The organism is Herbaspirillum sp. DW155 (genome assembly GCF_037076565.1).
Classification (GTDB): Bacteria; Pseudomonadota; Gammaproteobacteria; order Burkholderiales; family Burkholderiaceae_D; genus Herbaspirillum.
On the sequence record NZ_AP029028.1, the window covers coordinates 531,961 to 546,375 of the forward strand.

At 56.8% G+C, this 14,415-nt stretch carries 14 protein-coding genes; 4 read left to right on the forward strand and 10 right to left on the reverse strand.

Annotated features, from left to right (window positions below; genetic code table 11):
- The first annotated feature begins 36 nt into the window (after nucleotides 1–36).
- From gmd to AACH55_RS02415, 4 genes are read left to right on the forward strand one after another with little or no spacing between them, the layout of a single operon-like run.
- Nucleotides 37–1,071, forward strand: a complete 1,035-nt coding sequence (gmd, locus tag AACH55_RS02400; RefSeq protein WP_338717813.1) for a GDP-mannose 4,6-dehydratase — start codon at nucleotides 37–39, stop codon at nucleotides 1,069–1,071.
- Nucleotides 1,068–1,928: a GDP-mannose 4,6-dehydratase gene (locus tag AACH55_RS02405; RefSeq protein WP_338717814.1), complete on the forward strand. Its 861-nt coding sequence runs from the start codon at nucleotides 1,068–1,070 to the stop codon at nucleotides 1,926–1,928. Before gmd ends, AACH55_RS02405 begins: the two co-directional genes overlap by 4 nt.
- Nucleotides 1,928–2,950 (forward strand): glycosyltransferase family 2 protein, encoded by a 1,023-nt coding sequence (locus AACH55_RS02410; RefSeq protein ID WP_338717815.1) that lies wholly within the window; start codon nucleotides 1,928–1,930, stop codon nucleotides 2,948–2,950. Before AACH55_RS02405 ends, AACH55_RS02410 begins: the two co-directional genes overlap by 1 nt.
- A gap of 33 nt (nucleotides 2,951–2,983) precedes the next feature.
- Nucleotides 2,984–3,763, forward strand: coding sequence for a glycosyltransferase family 2 protein (locus AACH55_RS02415; RefSeq protein WP_338717817.1), 780 nt, complete (start codon nucleotides 2,984–2,986; stop codon nucleotides 3,761–3,763).
- A gap of 24 nt (nucleotides 3,764–3,787) precedes the next feature.
- On the opposite strand, the gene AACH55_RS02420 is transcribed toward AACH55_RS02415, so the two are convergent.
- The 10 genes from AACH55_RS02420 to AACH55_RS02465 all read right to left on the reverse strand — a co-directional run bounded on the left by AACH55_RS02420 (nucleotide 3,788) and on the right by AACH55_RS02465 (nucleotide 14,386).
- Entirely contained in the window at nucleotides 3,788–4,699 is a 912-nt protein-coding gene (locus AACH55_RS02420) for an NAD-dependent epimerase/dehydratase family protein (protein WP_338717818.1), read from the reverse strand.
- Nucleotides 4,692–6,008 carry a lipopolysaccharide biosynthesis protein RfbH gene (rfbH, locus tag AACH55_RS02425; protein WP_338717819.1) on the reverse strand — a complete coding sequence of 439 codons (1,317 nt, stop codon included), beginning with the start codon at nucleotides 6,006–6,008 and terminating at the stop codon, nucleotides 4,692–4,694. The genes AACH55_RS02420 and rfbH overlap by 8 nt, the downstream gene beginning before the upstream one ends.
- A gap of 19 nt (nucleotides 6,009–6,027) precedes the next feature.
- Nucleotides 6,028–7,101 (reverse strand): CDP-glucose 4,6-dehydratase, encoded by a 1,074-nt coding sequence (gene rfbG / locus AACH55_RS02430; RefSeq protein ID WP_338717820.1) that lies wholly within the window; start codon nucleotides 7,099–7,101, stop codon nucleotides 6,028–6,030.
- Nucleotides 7,102–7,110: 9 nt separating this feature from the next.
- Complete coding sequence (rfbF, locus tag AACH55_RS02435; protein WP_338717821.1) at nucleotides 7,111–7,887, reverse strand: glucose-1-phosphate cytidylyltransferase; 777 nt, start codon at nucleotides 7,885–7,887, stop codon at nucleotides 7,111–7,113.
- Between the two features lie 61 nt (nucleotides 7,888–7,948).
- Nucleotides 7,949–8,896, reverse strand: coding sequence for a glycosyltransferase (locus tag AACH55_RS02440; protein ID WP_338717822.1), 948 nt, complete (start codon nucleotides 8,894–8,896; stop codon nucleotides 7,949–7,951).
- Nucleotides 8,893–10,446, reverse strand: coding sequence for a hypothetical protein (locus AACH55_RS02445; protein ID WP_338717823.1), 1,554 nt, complete (start codon nucleotides 10,444–10,446; stop codon nucleotides 8,893–8,895). Before AACH55_RS02445 ends, AACH55_RS02440 begins: the two co-directional genes overlap by 4 nt.
- Entirely contained in the window at nucleotides 10,443–10,820 is a 378-nt protein-coding gene (locus tag AACH55_RS02450) for a GtrA family protein (protein ID WP_338717824.1), read from the reverse strand. The genes AACH55_RS02445 and AACH55_RS02450 overlap by 4 nt, the downstream gene beginning before the upstream one ends.
- Before the next feature lie 454 nt (nucleotides 10,821–11,274).
- Entirely contained in the window at nucleotides 11,275–11,832 is a 558-nt protein-coding gene (locus AACH55_RS02455; protein ID WP_338717825.1) for a class I SAM-dependent methyltransferase, read from the reverse strand.
- A gap of 176 nt (nucleotides 11,833–12,008) precedes the next feature.
- A complete protein-coding gene (locus AACH55_RS02460) occupies nucleotides 12,009–13,412 on the reverse strand; it encodes a hypothetical protein (protein WP_338717826.1) in 1,404 nt (467 codons plus the stop codon).
- A gap of 2 nt (nucleotides 13,413–13,414) precedes the next feature.
- Entirely contained in the window at nucleotides 13,415–14,386 is a 972-nt protein-coding gene (locus tag AACH55_RS02465) for an SDR family oxidoreductase (RefSeq protein ID WP_338720149.1), read from the reverse strand.
- Between the last annotated feature and the right edge of the window lie 29 nt (nucleotides 14,387–14,415).

Consider the following 14,415-nt stretch of genomic DNA (forward strand, 5'->3'; position numbering starts at 1 on the left):
TAGTTCTCTAAACCTCAACCTACCCTTACTGCAAATATGAAAACTGCGATCATTACCGGCATTACAGGACAAGACGGCGCTTATCTGGCGCAGCTATTGCTGGAAAAGAACTATACCGTCTACGGCACCTACCGCCGGACCAGTTCAGTCAATTTCTGGCGTATCAATGAGCTCGGCATCCAGTCCCATCCGAACCTGCATCTGGTCGAATACGACCTGACTGACCTGGGTGCCACGATCGCACTGGTACAGAAGGTCCAGCCCGATGAAATTTATAATCTCGCGGCGCAGAGTTTCGTTGGTGTCAGTTTCGAACAGCCTTCCACCACCGCACACATTACCGGCGTCGGTGCGCTCAACGTGCTGGAAGCGATCCGCCTGGTCAATCCCAAGATCCGTTTTTACCAGGCATCGACGTCCGAAATGTTCGGCAAGGTGCAGGAAATCCCGCAGCGTGAAAGCACCCCGTTCTATCCGCGCAGCCCTTATGGCGTCGCCAAGCTCTATGCCCACTGGATCACGATCAACTATCGCGAAAGTTATGACATCTTCGGCTCCAGCGGCATCCTGTTCAACCACGAAAGCCCGCTGCGAGGCCGCGAGTTTGTGACTCGCAAGATCACTGATGCAGTCGCGCGCATCAAACTGGGTCAACTGGACTGCCTGGAGCTGGGCAACATCGACGCCAAGCGTGACTGGGGCTTTGCCAAGGAATACGTGGAAGGTATGTGGCGCATGTTGCAGGCCAACGAGCCCGACACTTTCGTATTGGCCACCAACCGCACCGAGACGGTACGCGACTTCGTCACGATGGCGTTCAAGGGCGCCGGTATCGAGGTCGAATTCCGTGGTGCGGCCGAGCAGGAGACTGCAGTTGACACCGCCACCGGCAAGGTGGTCATGCGTGTGAATCCGAAATTCTATCGTCCGGCAGAGGTCGAATTGCTCATCGGCGACCCTTCGAAGGCACGCGAAGTCCTGGGCTGGAAGCCGCAGACGACCCTCGAAGAACTGTGCGCAATGATGGTCCAGGCTGACTTGCGGCGCGCCGAGGCTGGAGTGTCATTTTGAGGATTTTCGTCACGGGCGCGGACGGTTTTACAGGGCGGCATTTCGTTAGCGCCGCCCGCGCGCATGGCCATGAAGTCATCGCCATGCGTGCAAAGCTGGATGACAAGCAATCGATGGCCGAGCAATTGACGCTCGCCGAGCCGGATGCCATCGTGCATCTGGCCGCCATCGCGTTTGTCGCCCATGCGGACGCCCGCGCCTTTTACGATGTCAACGTGGTCGGTACCACCAATCTGCTCGACGTGGCGGCGTCCCTGGCCAAGCGGCCTTCGGCCGTCCTGCTGGCGAGCAGTGCCAATATCTATGGCAATGCCGATGCATCGCCGATCACCGAGCAACAGCCTCCGGCACCTCTGAATCACTACGCGATGAGCAAGCTGGCCATGGAATACATGGCGCGCAATTATCTGGATAGCTTGCCCATCATCGTTGCGCGCCCCTTCAACTACACCGGTCTGGGGCAGGACGAATCGTTCGTGATTCCCAAGCTGGTGTCGCACTTCGCGCGCAGGGCAGAGGCGGTCGATCTGGGCAACCTGGATGTTGAGCGCGAGTTCAACGACGTGCGCACGACTTGTGCCGCCTACCTGCAGCTGCTTCAGCATGGTGTTCCTGGCGAGTGCTACAACATCTGCTCTGGCAATGTCATCACGTTGCGCGCGGTCATTACCTTGCTTGAGGAGCTGTCCGGCCATCAGCTGGATGTACGCGTCAATCCAGCCTTTGTGCGCGCCTCCGAGCTGCGTACGCTCAGTGGCAGCCCGGCCAAGCTGGAGGCGGCCATTGGCAAGCCAGACCATCCCGGTCTGCGGCAGACCTTGCAGTGGATGCTTGATGGTTATCAACCGGATGCTTGATGCAGTCGATATCGCATTCAAACTTCGGTGACATTGCTGGTCAGGCCTTGAGCTGCGGCATCGTCATGTGCACGTGCAACGGCATGCCCTATCTTGCGCAGCAACTTGACAGCTTGTTGCAGCAAGATACGTTGCCGGACCAGATCGCCATCTTCGATGACGCCTCCGATGACGGTACATGGGAATATGTGCAGCAATGGGCAGCGAATCAGCAGATCCCGCTCAGATTGCGGCGCAACGAGTCGAGGTTGGGCGTCGTCCGCAATTTTGAAGCAGCGGTTCAGGCTGTCGATACCGATATCGTGTTCTTGTGCGATCAGGATGACATATGGTTGCCATTCAAGTTGCGGTTGCTGCGCGAGCATTTCGAAAAAGATCCCGCTCTCACGCTGGTTCATACCGATGCCCGGTTGGTCGATTCCGGTGGTCATGACATGCAAGCCTCGCTGTTCCAGTCGCTGGGCGTCAGCTCGCAAGAGCGGGCCTGGATCGAGCAGGGCCGCGCCCTCGATGTACTGTGCCGGCGCAATATCGTCACCGGTGCCACGGCGGCGTTTCGCCGGGAGCTGCTGGATGTGGCGTTGCCGTTTGCACCGGGGTGGGTCCACGATGAATGGCTTGCGGCGCTGGCCGCCGCCACCGGCAAGCTCAAGCTTGAAGAGCGCAGTACGATCTTGTATCGCCAGCATGGCCGCAACGCCATCGGCATGGAAGCGCCGGGAGTGTCCAGGCTGATCAAGCGACTCAAGTTCATTCTGAATTTGCCGCGCGGAAAATATCAGGCGCAGCGTCTGATGCGGGTGGAGCAACTGCGCGCTCGCCTGGATAAGGTCGGTGGGTGGCCTGCGGACTTGGCCGACATGCTGCAGGACTGGTTCAGCTTCGTCCAGTTTGGCGCCACGCTACCCGACAACGCGGTCCTCCGCATGGTCGCAGTGCTCAGGCGCGCCGTGCTCACTGGTCACTATCGGCGTTTCGGGCGCGGAAGCGCCAGCGCGCTGCGTGACATCATCAAGCGTTAAGCAGTATCCAGTCAGCCAATAGCGATCCTTGTCATGAGTCAGCCTCTCGTCTCCATCTCCGTGGTCAGCCACGGCCACCGCAGCCACGTCGTCCTGTTGCTGGCGGACCTGGTGGCGCTGGGCCGTACGGATATTGAACTGATCCTGACGCTGAATCTGCCGGAAGACTTCAAGGATGTGCTGGAACATCTGCCATTCCCGGTCAAGACCATCGTCAATGCTATCCCCAAGGGGTTTGGCGCCAACCATAACGCCGCCTTCGAACACGCCAGCGGAGAGTGGTTTGTGGTCCTCAACCCCGATATCCGTCTGCCGGCCGATCCCTTTGACGTGCTGCTCGATACCGCACGCAGGCAGCCGCCCGCTATCGTCGCGCCCCTGATCGTCAATGACCAGCGGCAAGAAGAGGACAGTGCCCGGCATTTTCCGACCCTGGCGCTGGTATTCAAGCGTTACCTTGCGCGCAGGCTGGGGATATCGTTGGCCAATGACGTTATTCGGGTGGAGGGCGATGTTGCCTATCCCGACTGGGTGGCAGGCATGTTTCTTGTGTTGCCGCGGACGTTGTTCGAGCGTATGGGTGGTTTCGACCTGGGTTATCACCTGTATTACGAAGACGTCGATCTGTGTGCCCGCGCACGTCTTGCCGGATATGAGGTCAGGGTGGCAAGGTCGGTTGCAGTCATTCACAACGCCCAGCGGGCAAGCCACCGCAAGTTGCGTTTCCTGGCCTGGCACGTCGGAAGCGCACTGCGTTTCTTCAGTTCCTCGACCTATCGGGCGATATGTCGAGGTGCCAAGGCTGGCCATTGAAGTAGATCATCCGCCGGGATCGCCTCAGTTCGATCTGCTCTCGTAGCGCACACGCTGCCGGGCGACAGTGTGCTCAAGGCCTTCGCGTAGCGGCATGCGCGGCGACCAGCCCAGTGCGCGCATCTTCGTCAGGTCGGCACACGAATGCATCACCTCGGTCGGAGAGGTTGGCCGCGCGCCGAAGTCGAGCACGGTGCTTGAGCCGACGATGGCGTGGACCGATTCAACCAGGGATCTGACCGAAATTGTCTCTCCGGAACCAACGGCCACATCGTGGTAGCCGACCGGACCCAGTTTGTCGCTCATCCTGACGAGCGTCAGGTAGGCCGAAACAACGTCCTCGATGTAGATAAAGTCACGTTGCTGAGTGCCGGCGGTCAGTTCGAGCCGCGGCAGGTTATCGACACATGCCTTGATGATGTATTCGACGAACTTGATCACATCGTCGCCGGGGCCGTACATGTGTTCCAGTAAAACGTCGATGAACATGATGCTGTTGGCCTCAGCCAGAGTGCGACCCCATTCGGAAAACTGTGCCTTCGATCGGGTATAGGTGTTGGTCGCCTTCGGTAGCGAAGTGGCCGTATTGATGAAGCACCCCACCTTCGCGCTGATGGCAGCTTCCAGAATCTTGAGGCCGAACAGGAGATTGGCCTCGACAGCTGCTGAAACCCTCTCGCCCTGGCGGCAATAATTGCCAACGGTATTGATCACCACACTCCCGCCCTCGAAGAATGTGGCCAGATCCGCAGCCGATGCGGTGTCGATATCGAGCCAGGTGATCTGGCCGGCGATATCGGAAACACGATCCATGTTCGAGGCCTGGCGCCGTATTCCCTTTACCTGGTATCCGGCATCAAGCAATCCTCGGGCAAGCCAGGACCCGAGGAAGCCATTGACCCCGGTCAGGATGACGGTGGGGCGCCCTTCAATCAAAATTCAGACCCAGGTACGTTTTGATTCTGTCGGCAGCATATTCCATCATCTCCTTGGTGAGAGATGGCTGCACACCGATCCAGAACGTATTGTTCATCACCCAGTCGGTATTTTTAAGATCACCGCTGACACGATACTGAGCATTGGCCATGTAGGGCTGGCGAACCAAATTGCCGGCGAACAAGAGGCGGGTGCCCACTTTGTTCTGATCCAGATAGGTCAGCAGATCCAGCCGCGTCACGGGGCAGTTTTCTTTTAACGTGATGGGGAAGCCGAACCATGATGGGTCGGAATTGGGAGTGGCTTCCGGCAAGGTCAGAAACTCTTCGCAGGGTGCCAGCAGCTCTTTGAGGAAGGCGAAGTTGTCTTTTCGCGCCTGGATGAACTCTGGCGCCTTCTCGAGCTGAGCCAGGCCGCACGCGGCTTGCATGTCGGTAATCTTGAGGTTGTAGCCGAGGTGCGAGTACGTGTATTTGTGATCGTAGCCCTCGGGCAGGTCGCCCAGTTTCCAGCAGAAGCGTTTGCCGCAGGTATTGTCTTTCCCCGGCGGGCAGTAACAATCACGGCCCCAGTCACGGAACGATTCAGCAATCTGCTTCAATTCGTAGTTATTGGTGAATACGGCGCCGCCTTCGCCCATCGTAATATGGTGCGCGGGATAGAAGCTGAGCGTACCGATATCGCCAAAGGTGCCGACCATCTTGCCATCATAGGTCGTGCCCAAGGCATCGCAGCAATCCTCCACCAGCCAGAGATTGTATTTTTTGCAGATGGCAGTGACGGCAGCAAGATTGAAAGGATTACCCAGCGAATGCGCGAGCATGATCGCTTTCGTCTTGGGGCTGATCGCAGCTTCGATCTTCGACGCATCGATATTGTGGTTGTTTTCTTCGATGTCCACGAAGACCGGAATGGCACCGAATTGCAGGATCGGGTTGACCGTGGTCGGGAAGCCGGCGGCAACGCCGATCACCTCATCGCCTTTTTTGATGGCGCGCTCACCCAGTTTGGGGGAGGTGAGTGTGGAGAATGCAATCAGGTTGGCGGACGAGCCCGAGTTCACCGTAATGGCGTGCTCTACGCCGATAAACGCAGCCAGTTTCTTTTCAAATTGCTCATTGAAGCGTCCGGTGGTCAGCCAGCAATCCAGTGATGCTTCCGTCATCAACACCATCTCTTCAGGACCGACCTTCTTGCCTGACGGAGGAACCACGGTGACTCCCGGGAAAAACGTCTTCGGTGCACTGTCGAGTTCACCATATTGTTTTACCAGGTCCAGAATCTGCTGTTTAAGTTGCTCTTTGTTCATGATGTAATCGTCAGTCCAATTATTGTGTCCAGCGCTCATAGGCTGTGATCTGATTCAGGGTAAGGGCACGCATGTCCTCATGCGCGCGGAAGGCTTTCCCCCAATCAACGATAGTTTGCAGCGTATGCTCCAGTTTCCAGCGAGGCTGCCAGCCCAAGAGGGCGCCGGCTTTGGAAATGTCGAGCTTCAGGTAATTGGCCTCATGGGGCTGTGGACGAGCGTCCAGCGCCCAATTTGCGCCCTCGCCCCAGTACTCGGTCAGCTTCTCCACGAGCCATTGCACCGGTCGCGCATCTTCGTCGCGCGGGCCGAAGTTCCATCCCTGTGCAAACTGTGCACCTTCCTCGACCAGCTTTTCGGCCAATGTCAGATATCCGGACAGCGGTTCCAGCACATGTTGCCACGGCCGTATCGCATGCGGGTTGCGGATTTGCACAGAACGCTTTTCAACAATGGCTTGCATGATATCGGGTATCAGACGGTCCAGCGCCCAATCACCGCCGCCGATGACATTGCCGGCCCGTGCCGATGCCAGGGCAACTCCATGCTCGTCGTATCGGGCCGGGTTGAAATAGGAGTTCCGATACGCGGCCGTGACCAACTCGGAGCAGCCCTTGCTGTTGCTGTAGGGATCGTAGCCACCCATCGGTTCATTTTCCCGATACGACCACAGCCACTCCTTGTTCTCATAACATTTGTCCGTCGTCACGTTGACAATGGCGCGTACGGAGGAAACCTGCCGGATGGCTTCGAACAGATAGACCGGTCCCATGACGTTGGTCAGATAGGTCTCGACCGGATTGTCGTACGAATATCTCACCAGGGGCTGGGCGGCCATATGAATGACAACTTCTGGTTGAGCTTTCTGGATGGCGGCATTCAAGGCCACGGGATCCTGGACGTTGCCGATGATGGAGGTCATCCCGTCCGCAACCCTGGCGGTTTCAAACAAGCTCGGCTGGGTCGGCGGCGGCAGCGCGTAGCCGGTCACCTCAGCCTGCATGCTTTGCAGCCACAAACACAGCCAGCTGCCTTTGAAGCCGGTATGCCCGGTGACAAAGACGCGTCGGTTCTTCCAAAATGCTCTATTCATGGTCTGGCCTCAAGTCCACGATTTCCAGGGCGCTTTGCCGGCTGCCCACAATTCTTCCAGCAGGTTCTTGTCGCGCAGGGTATCCATGGGCTGCCAGAAACCGTGATGCTGGTAGGCGACCAGTTCATTGGCCGCGGCGAGGCGTTCCAGAGGCTCTTTTTCCCATGTCGTGGTGTCATCGGCAACCAGATCGATGACCGACGGCGACAGTACGAAGAAGCCGCCATTGATCATCGCGCCGTCGCCCTTGGGCTTTTCGTTGAACATGGCGACATGATGGTTTTCCGCAATGTTGAGCGCCCCGAAGCGGCCCGGAGGAGACGCGGCAGTCAGCGTGGCCTTCTTCCCGTGGGCCTGATGGAACTTGATGAGGCTCGAAATATCGACGTCGCTCAGCCCGTCACCATAGGTGAAGCAAAACGCTTCTTCGTCCTGGATATAGCGCTTCACACGCGCCAGGCGACCGCCCGTCATGGTGCCCTCGCCGGTGTCGACCAGCGTGACTTTCCATGGCTCTGCATATTGCTGGTGCACTTGCATTTTGTTGTTTTGCATGTCGAAGGTGACATCGGACATGTGCAAGAAGTAATTCGCAAAGTACTCCTTGATGACGTAGCCCTTGTACCCACAGCAAATGATGAAGTCATTGACGCCATGTGATGAGTACATCTTCATGATGTGCCAGAGTATCGGCTTGCCGCCGATTTCGACCATCGGTTTGGGACGTGAGCTTGTTTCTTCCGAGATGCGCGTGCCAAGACCGCCGGCTAAGATCACTGCTTTCATGACTGAAGACTTTCAGAATAATTGACTGGTGGTGTGTATCGTAACGGGAAAGAACCGGTTGTCAGTTCGCTTTGTCAGCGCGATCACTGTCGTACAGGATGATCGCAGGTTCTTGCGTGCTGCGCGCAAGATACAAGCGGCCCAGATATTCGCCGAAGATCCCGAGGATGAGGAAATTGAAGCTGAAGAGGGTCAGCGTCAGAACCAGTAACGCCGCAATGCCGTTGGAGAACTGGATCTGAAGGTAGAACTTGGCGAACAGAAAATAAAGCGAAGAAAGCATCGACAGTACGAACAGCGACAGGCCGATGGCTACCGATATCCGTAGCGGCGTGATCGTGCCACTCAACAGGCCGTCTCTCGCGTAATTGAGATAGCCGAAGAAATTGAATTTTGACGTGCCGAATTTCCGATTGACACGGGCGTAGGGCACGCCTATCGAGTTGTACGCGACCCGTGATAACAAGCCGGGCAGGTAGCTGTCGAAGTTGTTGTTTCTGCGCATGACGTCGATGATCTCGTTATCGAGGAACCATGCGCCGCTTTCGACCAGCACCGGATTGGGATTGACCATCCGTTCGATTTTCTTGTAGGCCTTGCGGAACCAGGACAGCAAGCGCACTTCCTGCCGTGATGCGCGGATGCCATAGACGAATGAATATCCCTGCTCCCACAGCGCGATGTACTTGTCGAGAAGTTCGGGCGGGTCTTGCAGGTCGCAATCGAACACGGCCAGCGCATCGCATTTGCTGTTGAGGATGCCGGTATAGATGGACTTCATCACGCCGTAGTTCTTTGCGTATCCCAAGACCCGGACATCACCTCGCGTCGCTGCCACTTCTTTCAGGATCGAAAGCGTGTCGTCGGTCGAACAGTTGTCGGCGAAGTAGAACGTGAATTTATATTTTTCCGAATATTTGCCAATGATCCGATCAAACTCGGAAATGAAAAAATGAATGTTCTCCGATTCGTTATAGACCGGACACAGGATATTGATCTCTTTCATCATTGCTTGGCTTTGAATAGTCTGTATTTGATTCCGAGGATCTCTTTGCTGCCAATCTCGGTAAAGCGCTCTCCGATCTTGGGGTAGAGGCACTTCACGATGTCCTGGAGATCGGCAGGATCGCCGTAGATCGGCAGGATGATTTGCGAATCGTCCCCGCCTGCCGCGCTTTCGATGAGCAAGTAGTCCGAATCGTAAAGGCCAATGGGGAACAGCCTGATACGGGTAATGTTCCGGGAGACCATGATCGGCATGACGAATTCATTGGCTGAAATCGTCGGATCGGGTTTATCGATCAGCGACAACAATTCATTGAGTCCGGAGACCCAGGCCTGCGCAGCTTGCTGGCGGGCCGTTCCTTCCACCAGCATGGCGGCATCACCGGAGAGCGTATGCGTGAGCGTGGGGCCAACCGGGAACTGGCGATTGTGGATATTGGCGATATTGCATACCAGGAGAACGACCAGCAGAGCGTAGCGCAACGCAATATTGCTGATCGATTGCTTATACCTGGCATAGCCCATCAGTGCGCCAAACAGAATGATGGGGATGTAGTAGCTATGGTAATGCGTGGCATACCCGGTCTTTTCCGCTCCGCCGACGGTGAGCAGCAGATTGGGAGCGAGAAACGCCAGTGCCAGCAACAGATATTTTTTGTTCCCGAACAGCAAGACAAGCATCGGCAGCAGAACCACCAGCAATTCGCGCGTCATCATCGACAGCGGCGATGAGAGGTCGAAGATGGTCCGCACATTCGCCATCATGGCGCTCAGGCTGGTCGTGCTTGCATACAGGCTGTTCTGAAAAACCTTGCTCCACAGCACGTAATATCCTATGGCAAGCAATCCGGCACCAATGGTGAGCAGACGGTACGCTTTCTTGTCCTTGGTATCGAAAGCCGAAAGATAAATGGCCAGTGCGCCAATCATCAAGGAAGAGCGTTCACTGACCAGGGCAGCACAGATGATGACCGCCACCGAGGCAATCCAGCATGCGCGCCGTTCATTCTCCAGATGCAGGTAGTAATAGAAGAGCGCCAACGGAATGAACAGGCGATCAAAATAATATTGGCCGGAGATGGCGCCCACCAGTGGCGTGAAGCTCACCAGCAGAAGAGCAAACAGGCCGATTTCGATCAGGTTGAATTTTTGCTTCCTGGCAATGAGCAGGGCAGCGGCAAAGATCCCGTAGACGCTCAGGGCGTTGACCACTGCCGCGACTGCCGCGAAGTCATTGGTCAGCCGTCCACCTATCCAGGCGATGGGGAAGGCCAGTCCGTAGGAATGCCAGCGAAAAAAAGAGGCCTGCTCATAGGTATTCAACAAGGCACTCGAGCAGACGCCCGCTGCCGTCTTGGTGAGATCGAAGACGGGATAGGCAGCGGCAAATACGCTGGAGCGCATGTCGTTGAAACGGTAAATATGTTTCAACAAATCCACGTAACCGGCAGTATCCCCGGCCAGATGAAGCGCCCGCACGTAATTCAGTTTGGCCAGGAAGGTGATGATGAGCAGTGACGCAACGCCGCCGGCAATCAGCTTTAAGTACTTCATTTTTTGAAAATAACCAATCGACTTACGCCAAAAACAATAACCGGTACGAGACCGTAACTGAGCAATGCTGAGACGTACCGCGGACAGTAGGCATTTAGCTGATGCAAGATAGCGTAATTCAATAACATGGCCGCCAATTGCATGGCTGCGAACTGGCCGAACGACTTGAGCGCGTATTCTTTATGAAAGACGAATTTGCAATTCAGGTGGAACGACAGCGGGATGGCCAGAATGTATGAAACCAGCACCGAGGCAAAATCATTTCCCGTGAAAGAGAAGGCGATCAGATACAGGACGTACGCCGTTGTGGTGACCAGTACGCCTGTCACGCCGAATCTGACGAGTGTCTTGAATTCTGCAACCTTGTTTTGCACAAGAAAGTTCCGCTACTTATAAAATTTTGCAATTCTACATATGTTTACCGGCCACATCGCAATTTCTGTCCAGATCAGTGCCTGGACGAGGCTGAACTGCCATTCATTGAGCGCGCCTCGTGTGTCCGGATGAGCCCGGAGCGTAACTGACATGCGCAGAGTCGTGGGTGGAAAATACTGACGCTGGCAAAACGAAACGCCAATTCTTGTGTTTTTTGGCAACAAGCCGGGCCCTCTTGGTGGCCTTCGGCATATGACATTACGCCGGCGCCCCGGTGGCGCTGCGGCGTCAGACTGCCTCTTCTCAGATGGGGAGTGCCGCTCCTGCCCTCAGGCCAGGGCACGAAACGCCACGGAGACCGGATATTCGACCGCATGCATCGAGAGGGTCTTGAAGCCTGCACGCATGATGTAGGTCCATGCGTCCGCCCCGAACTCGGTTTGCACCATGAAGTCATCTGTGCCGGTGTTGTAGTCGCCGTGAAAGCTTTTTTTTCATTCCGGTCCTGTTTCTGGTCATCCTGTCTACGATGACCGGAACCGTAAAGCAAAGCGCGCCGCCCGGGTTCAATACACGTCTGCATTCCTGCAGCGCGTGGACGGGATTGGGAACGTGCTCCAATGTGTCGGAGTGAACCACCAGGTCAAAGGACGCGTCCGGATAAGGAATAGCATGAATGTCGACCTGGAGATATTCCCCGAACACATGATGCGGAAACCGACGCAGCGCCTGAGTGAGGTTGCCGGCCTCATTGATTTCCAGTATCGAAAACTTTTCGGCGTCCTTGCTGGAAGCAAAGGCCAGCAGCGTATCGGTGGTACCAATGTGATGGCGGATGGCATCCGCCAATGCGATCGACCGAAGATTGGCGCCGCACTGCGTGCAAGCCTCTCCCTGTTGCCTGTTGATATAGCCGGCTTCGTATTCGGACAACTGCCAGTCATTGGTCAGTTCATCCCAGAGAATTGTACGGGCTTCGAAATGTTCTCCGCCGCAGACTGTGCATTTCATGGTGTGTAGTTATGAAAAAGATGCGAAATTTTACACGCTATTGCATAGCCCCTCGTCGGGAAGTTCTCCCTTTTGCCCATGCAATGGGCGGATCGGTACCGTTTGATCCGGTCGGGATGAGCTTGCAGCGCTGGCAAGGGGCGGTCCCGGGCGCCCCTCGGCCGCGCCCGCAGACATTATTTACTTGGCGTGCGCTCGACGGTGCCAAGGTAGTTGCATAACCAGAGATCGATTGTCTTGCCCTGGAACAGCACAGAAGGCGGACCTTTGCGTTTGATGTTGCCCCAAACGCCCACGTGGGTGCCGAACGGAGCGCCCGGTCCGTACCACGCATAAGAAACTTCAAGCTTGGCCGCGAGCTTTTTGGGTGGAGCGAGCTCCAGTGCGATGGTGGTCGCGTTGGGGAAGGAAACCTTCTTGATCGGGATGTCGGCGCCGTTGGCTTTTACGCGGAATCCATACTGAGACGCCTGTTCGATCTGCGACACGTCGATCTCCGGCTTGCCGAAGCCGGACATGGGCTGCGATACCTTCAGCGAGATGGTCGAACCCTCGATTTTTCCAGAGAGGATCCGGAACGGCTCCCAGGTCTTCCCTTCAACGAGCGTGACATATTTGGCCAAGCCCTCGACTTCACCATATTGCGCATAGCCCATTCCGGTATTGTGCACGTTGTCGCCTTCGGCAATCGGGTAGGGGTAACGTGGATTGACAAGATGAACGCGAGACGCATGGGCCACGGCAAAGTCCAGCTGTCGCAGCGTATTGGCCGCCTGCACGTTCATGTCGGAGACGCCGCCGAACATGTCGGTGAAATAGTGGAGCGGTTTGTGTGTCCCGCCGTTGCCCTCATTGAGTGCCAGCTTGTCGAATGCTGCGACCATTTCCTTGAGTTGAGCGTAATAGTCGAAATCGTCAGTGGGAGAAAAAACGCCGTGGGTCCAGCCCACGCCTAGCCACCGGGTCTGTTTTCCATTGGCCTCATTGATTGCCGCGACCTTCTTGACGGCCTTGACCATCACCTCCCATGGCTGCGTGCCTGGCTGTAGTTGTTTCCAGGTGTACCCTGGATAGGCCATCCCGGCATCGACCACCTTGAATGGCGAATAGCCGTTTTTCTTGCTCAGTTTGACAAACGATCGCGCGGCGATATTTCCGATGTTCCCGGTGGCATTGTTGCTGCTTCCCGTCACCGTATTGTTCCAATTGAGCTCTTCGAGGTCGCCGTACTGCTCGGCCACCCATGGCAGGCTGATCGCTGGCAGCAGGGTATTGGTGTTTTTGGCCTTCGGGGCGAATGCATATCCCGGTCCATCGTCCGGTATCAGACCGGAAGAACTGATCGCCACCGATTGTGAGCGCCAGGACTGCCCGTAACTGATGAAGGCATTCATGACAGCGGATTCATCTGCGACCGCGCCCTTGTATCTGATCCGGTTCTTCTCGAAGGCCGGCGTGCGCAAGCTGGCTGCCGCACTCGACGGGTTTTTCGGTGCTGCATGCACAGCAGGTTCATTTGCGAGTGCCATGGTGGATGACAGGAACAGCACGGCAAAAATCGACAGGGTAGGCGGTGTCATTGTTATTTGGATTGGTTTGTTGAGGAGAATACATCTGCCAGAGCTCTGAGCGCCGCGTCAGTGGAAGCGGGAGGGTGCCATTGCAGTAACTGAAGCGTCTTGTCCTGGTTGACTTGCAGTGATCCGCACAGCCGCTGCATGACACTACGCTTGCCGGTGGCGGCTGCGGCGAACTGCAGCCAGCAGAGCGGTACCGGCAGCAAACGTGATGGCACACCCAGTGCCCGCGCGATGCGCGTGAGTAGCTCGGCAGTTGACAGATCAGTCCCGTCACTGACAAGGAAAACCTGGTTCCGCGCAGCCGGATGGTGCAAGCAGACGGTGATCAGGTCAACCAGGTTGTCGAGGGCCACGATGCTGCGTCGGTTATGCGTTACCGCACCCAGCGGCAGCGGTATCCCTTTTCGCACCCAACGCATCATGCTCAGGAAATTGGCCTTCACCCCGGGACCATAGATCAGGACCGGCCGGATGATCGTCACGTCCATGGCGCCCTGCCGTGCCAGTTGCAGCAAGCCCTGTTCGGCTTCCAGTTTCGAGATGCCGTAAGGATCTGCCGGGGCCGGGATATCGTCGGCCGTGAAGGGATGGCCGGCGCGCGTGTGCTCCCCATTGACCTTGATCGAGCTGAGGAAGACGAAGCGCTTCACGCCCGCCGCCTGGGCCTGGCGCGCCAGGTTGAGCGTGCCATCGACATTGCAGCGGCGGAATTCCTGCAGCGGGTCGGCTGCCTTTTCCTGCATCACGTGTACCCGCGCGGCACAATGCACCACCACGTCCACGTGGGCGAGCGCAGCACGCCAGTCGGTGTGCGCATCGAGGGCGCCGCCCCGCACCACTTCCACGGCGGCGGGAGCGTCCCAGCCTGCGCTGTCGCGCAATGATGCACGTACGGCATAGCTGGAGGAGGTAGCGAGGTGGCGGACAAGCGCGCTGCCGACAAAACCGGAGGCGCCCGTGACAAGGATGCGCATGACGGGGATAAGGTGCGGACCGAAGATGA

Coding starts and splice junctions, on each gene's coding strand:
- AACH55_RS02415 (WP_338717817.1), top strand. CDS start 2,984: ATGAGTCAGCCTCTCGTCTCCATCTCCGTGGTCAGCCACGGCCACCGC.
- AACH55_RS02410 (WP_338717815.1), top strand. CDS start 1,928: ATGCAGTCGATATCGCATTCAAACTTCGGTGACATTGCTGGTCAGGCC.
- rfbG (WP_338717820.1), bottom strand. CDS start 7,101: ATGAATAGAGCATTTTGGAAGAACCGACGCGTCTTTGTCACCGGGCAT.
- AACH55_RS02465 (WP_338720149.1), bottom strand. CDS start 14,386: ATGCGCATCCTTGTCACGGGCGCCTCCGGTTTTGTCGGCAGCGCGCTT.
- AACH55_RS02445 (WP_338717823.1), bottom strand. CDS start 10,446: ATGAAGTACTTAAAGCTGATTGCCGGCGGCGTTGCGTCACTGCTCATC.
- rfbH (WP_338717819.1), bottom strand. CDS start 6,008: ATGAACAAAGAGCAACTTAAACAGCAGATTCTGGACCTGGTAAAACAA.
- AACH55_RS02440 (WP_338717822.1), bottom strand. CDS start 8,896: ATGATGAAAGAGATCAATATCCTGTGTCCGGTCTATAACGAATCGGAG.
- AACH55_RS02455 (WP_338717825.1), bottom strand. CDS start 11,832: ATGAAATGCACAGTCTGCGGCGGAGAACATTTCGAAGCCCGTACAATT.
- gmd (WP_338717813.1), top strand. CDS start 37: ATGAAAACTGCGATCATTACCGGCATTACAGGACAAGACGGCGCTTAT.
- AACH55_RS02460 (WP_338717826.1), bottom strand. CDS start 13,412: ATGACACCGCCTACCCTGTCGATTTTTGCCGTGCTGTTCCTGTCATCC.
- rfbF (WP_338717821.1), bottom strand. CDS start 7,887: ATGAAAGCAGTGATCTTAGCCGGCGGTCTTGGCACGCGCATCTCGGAA.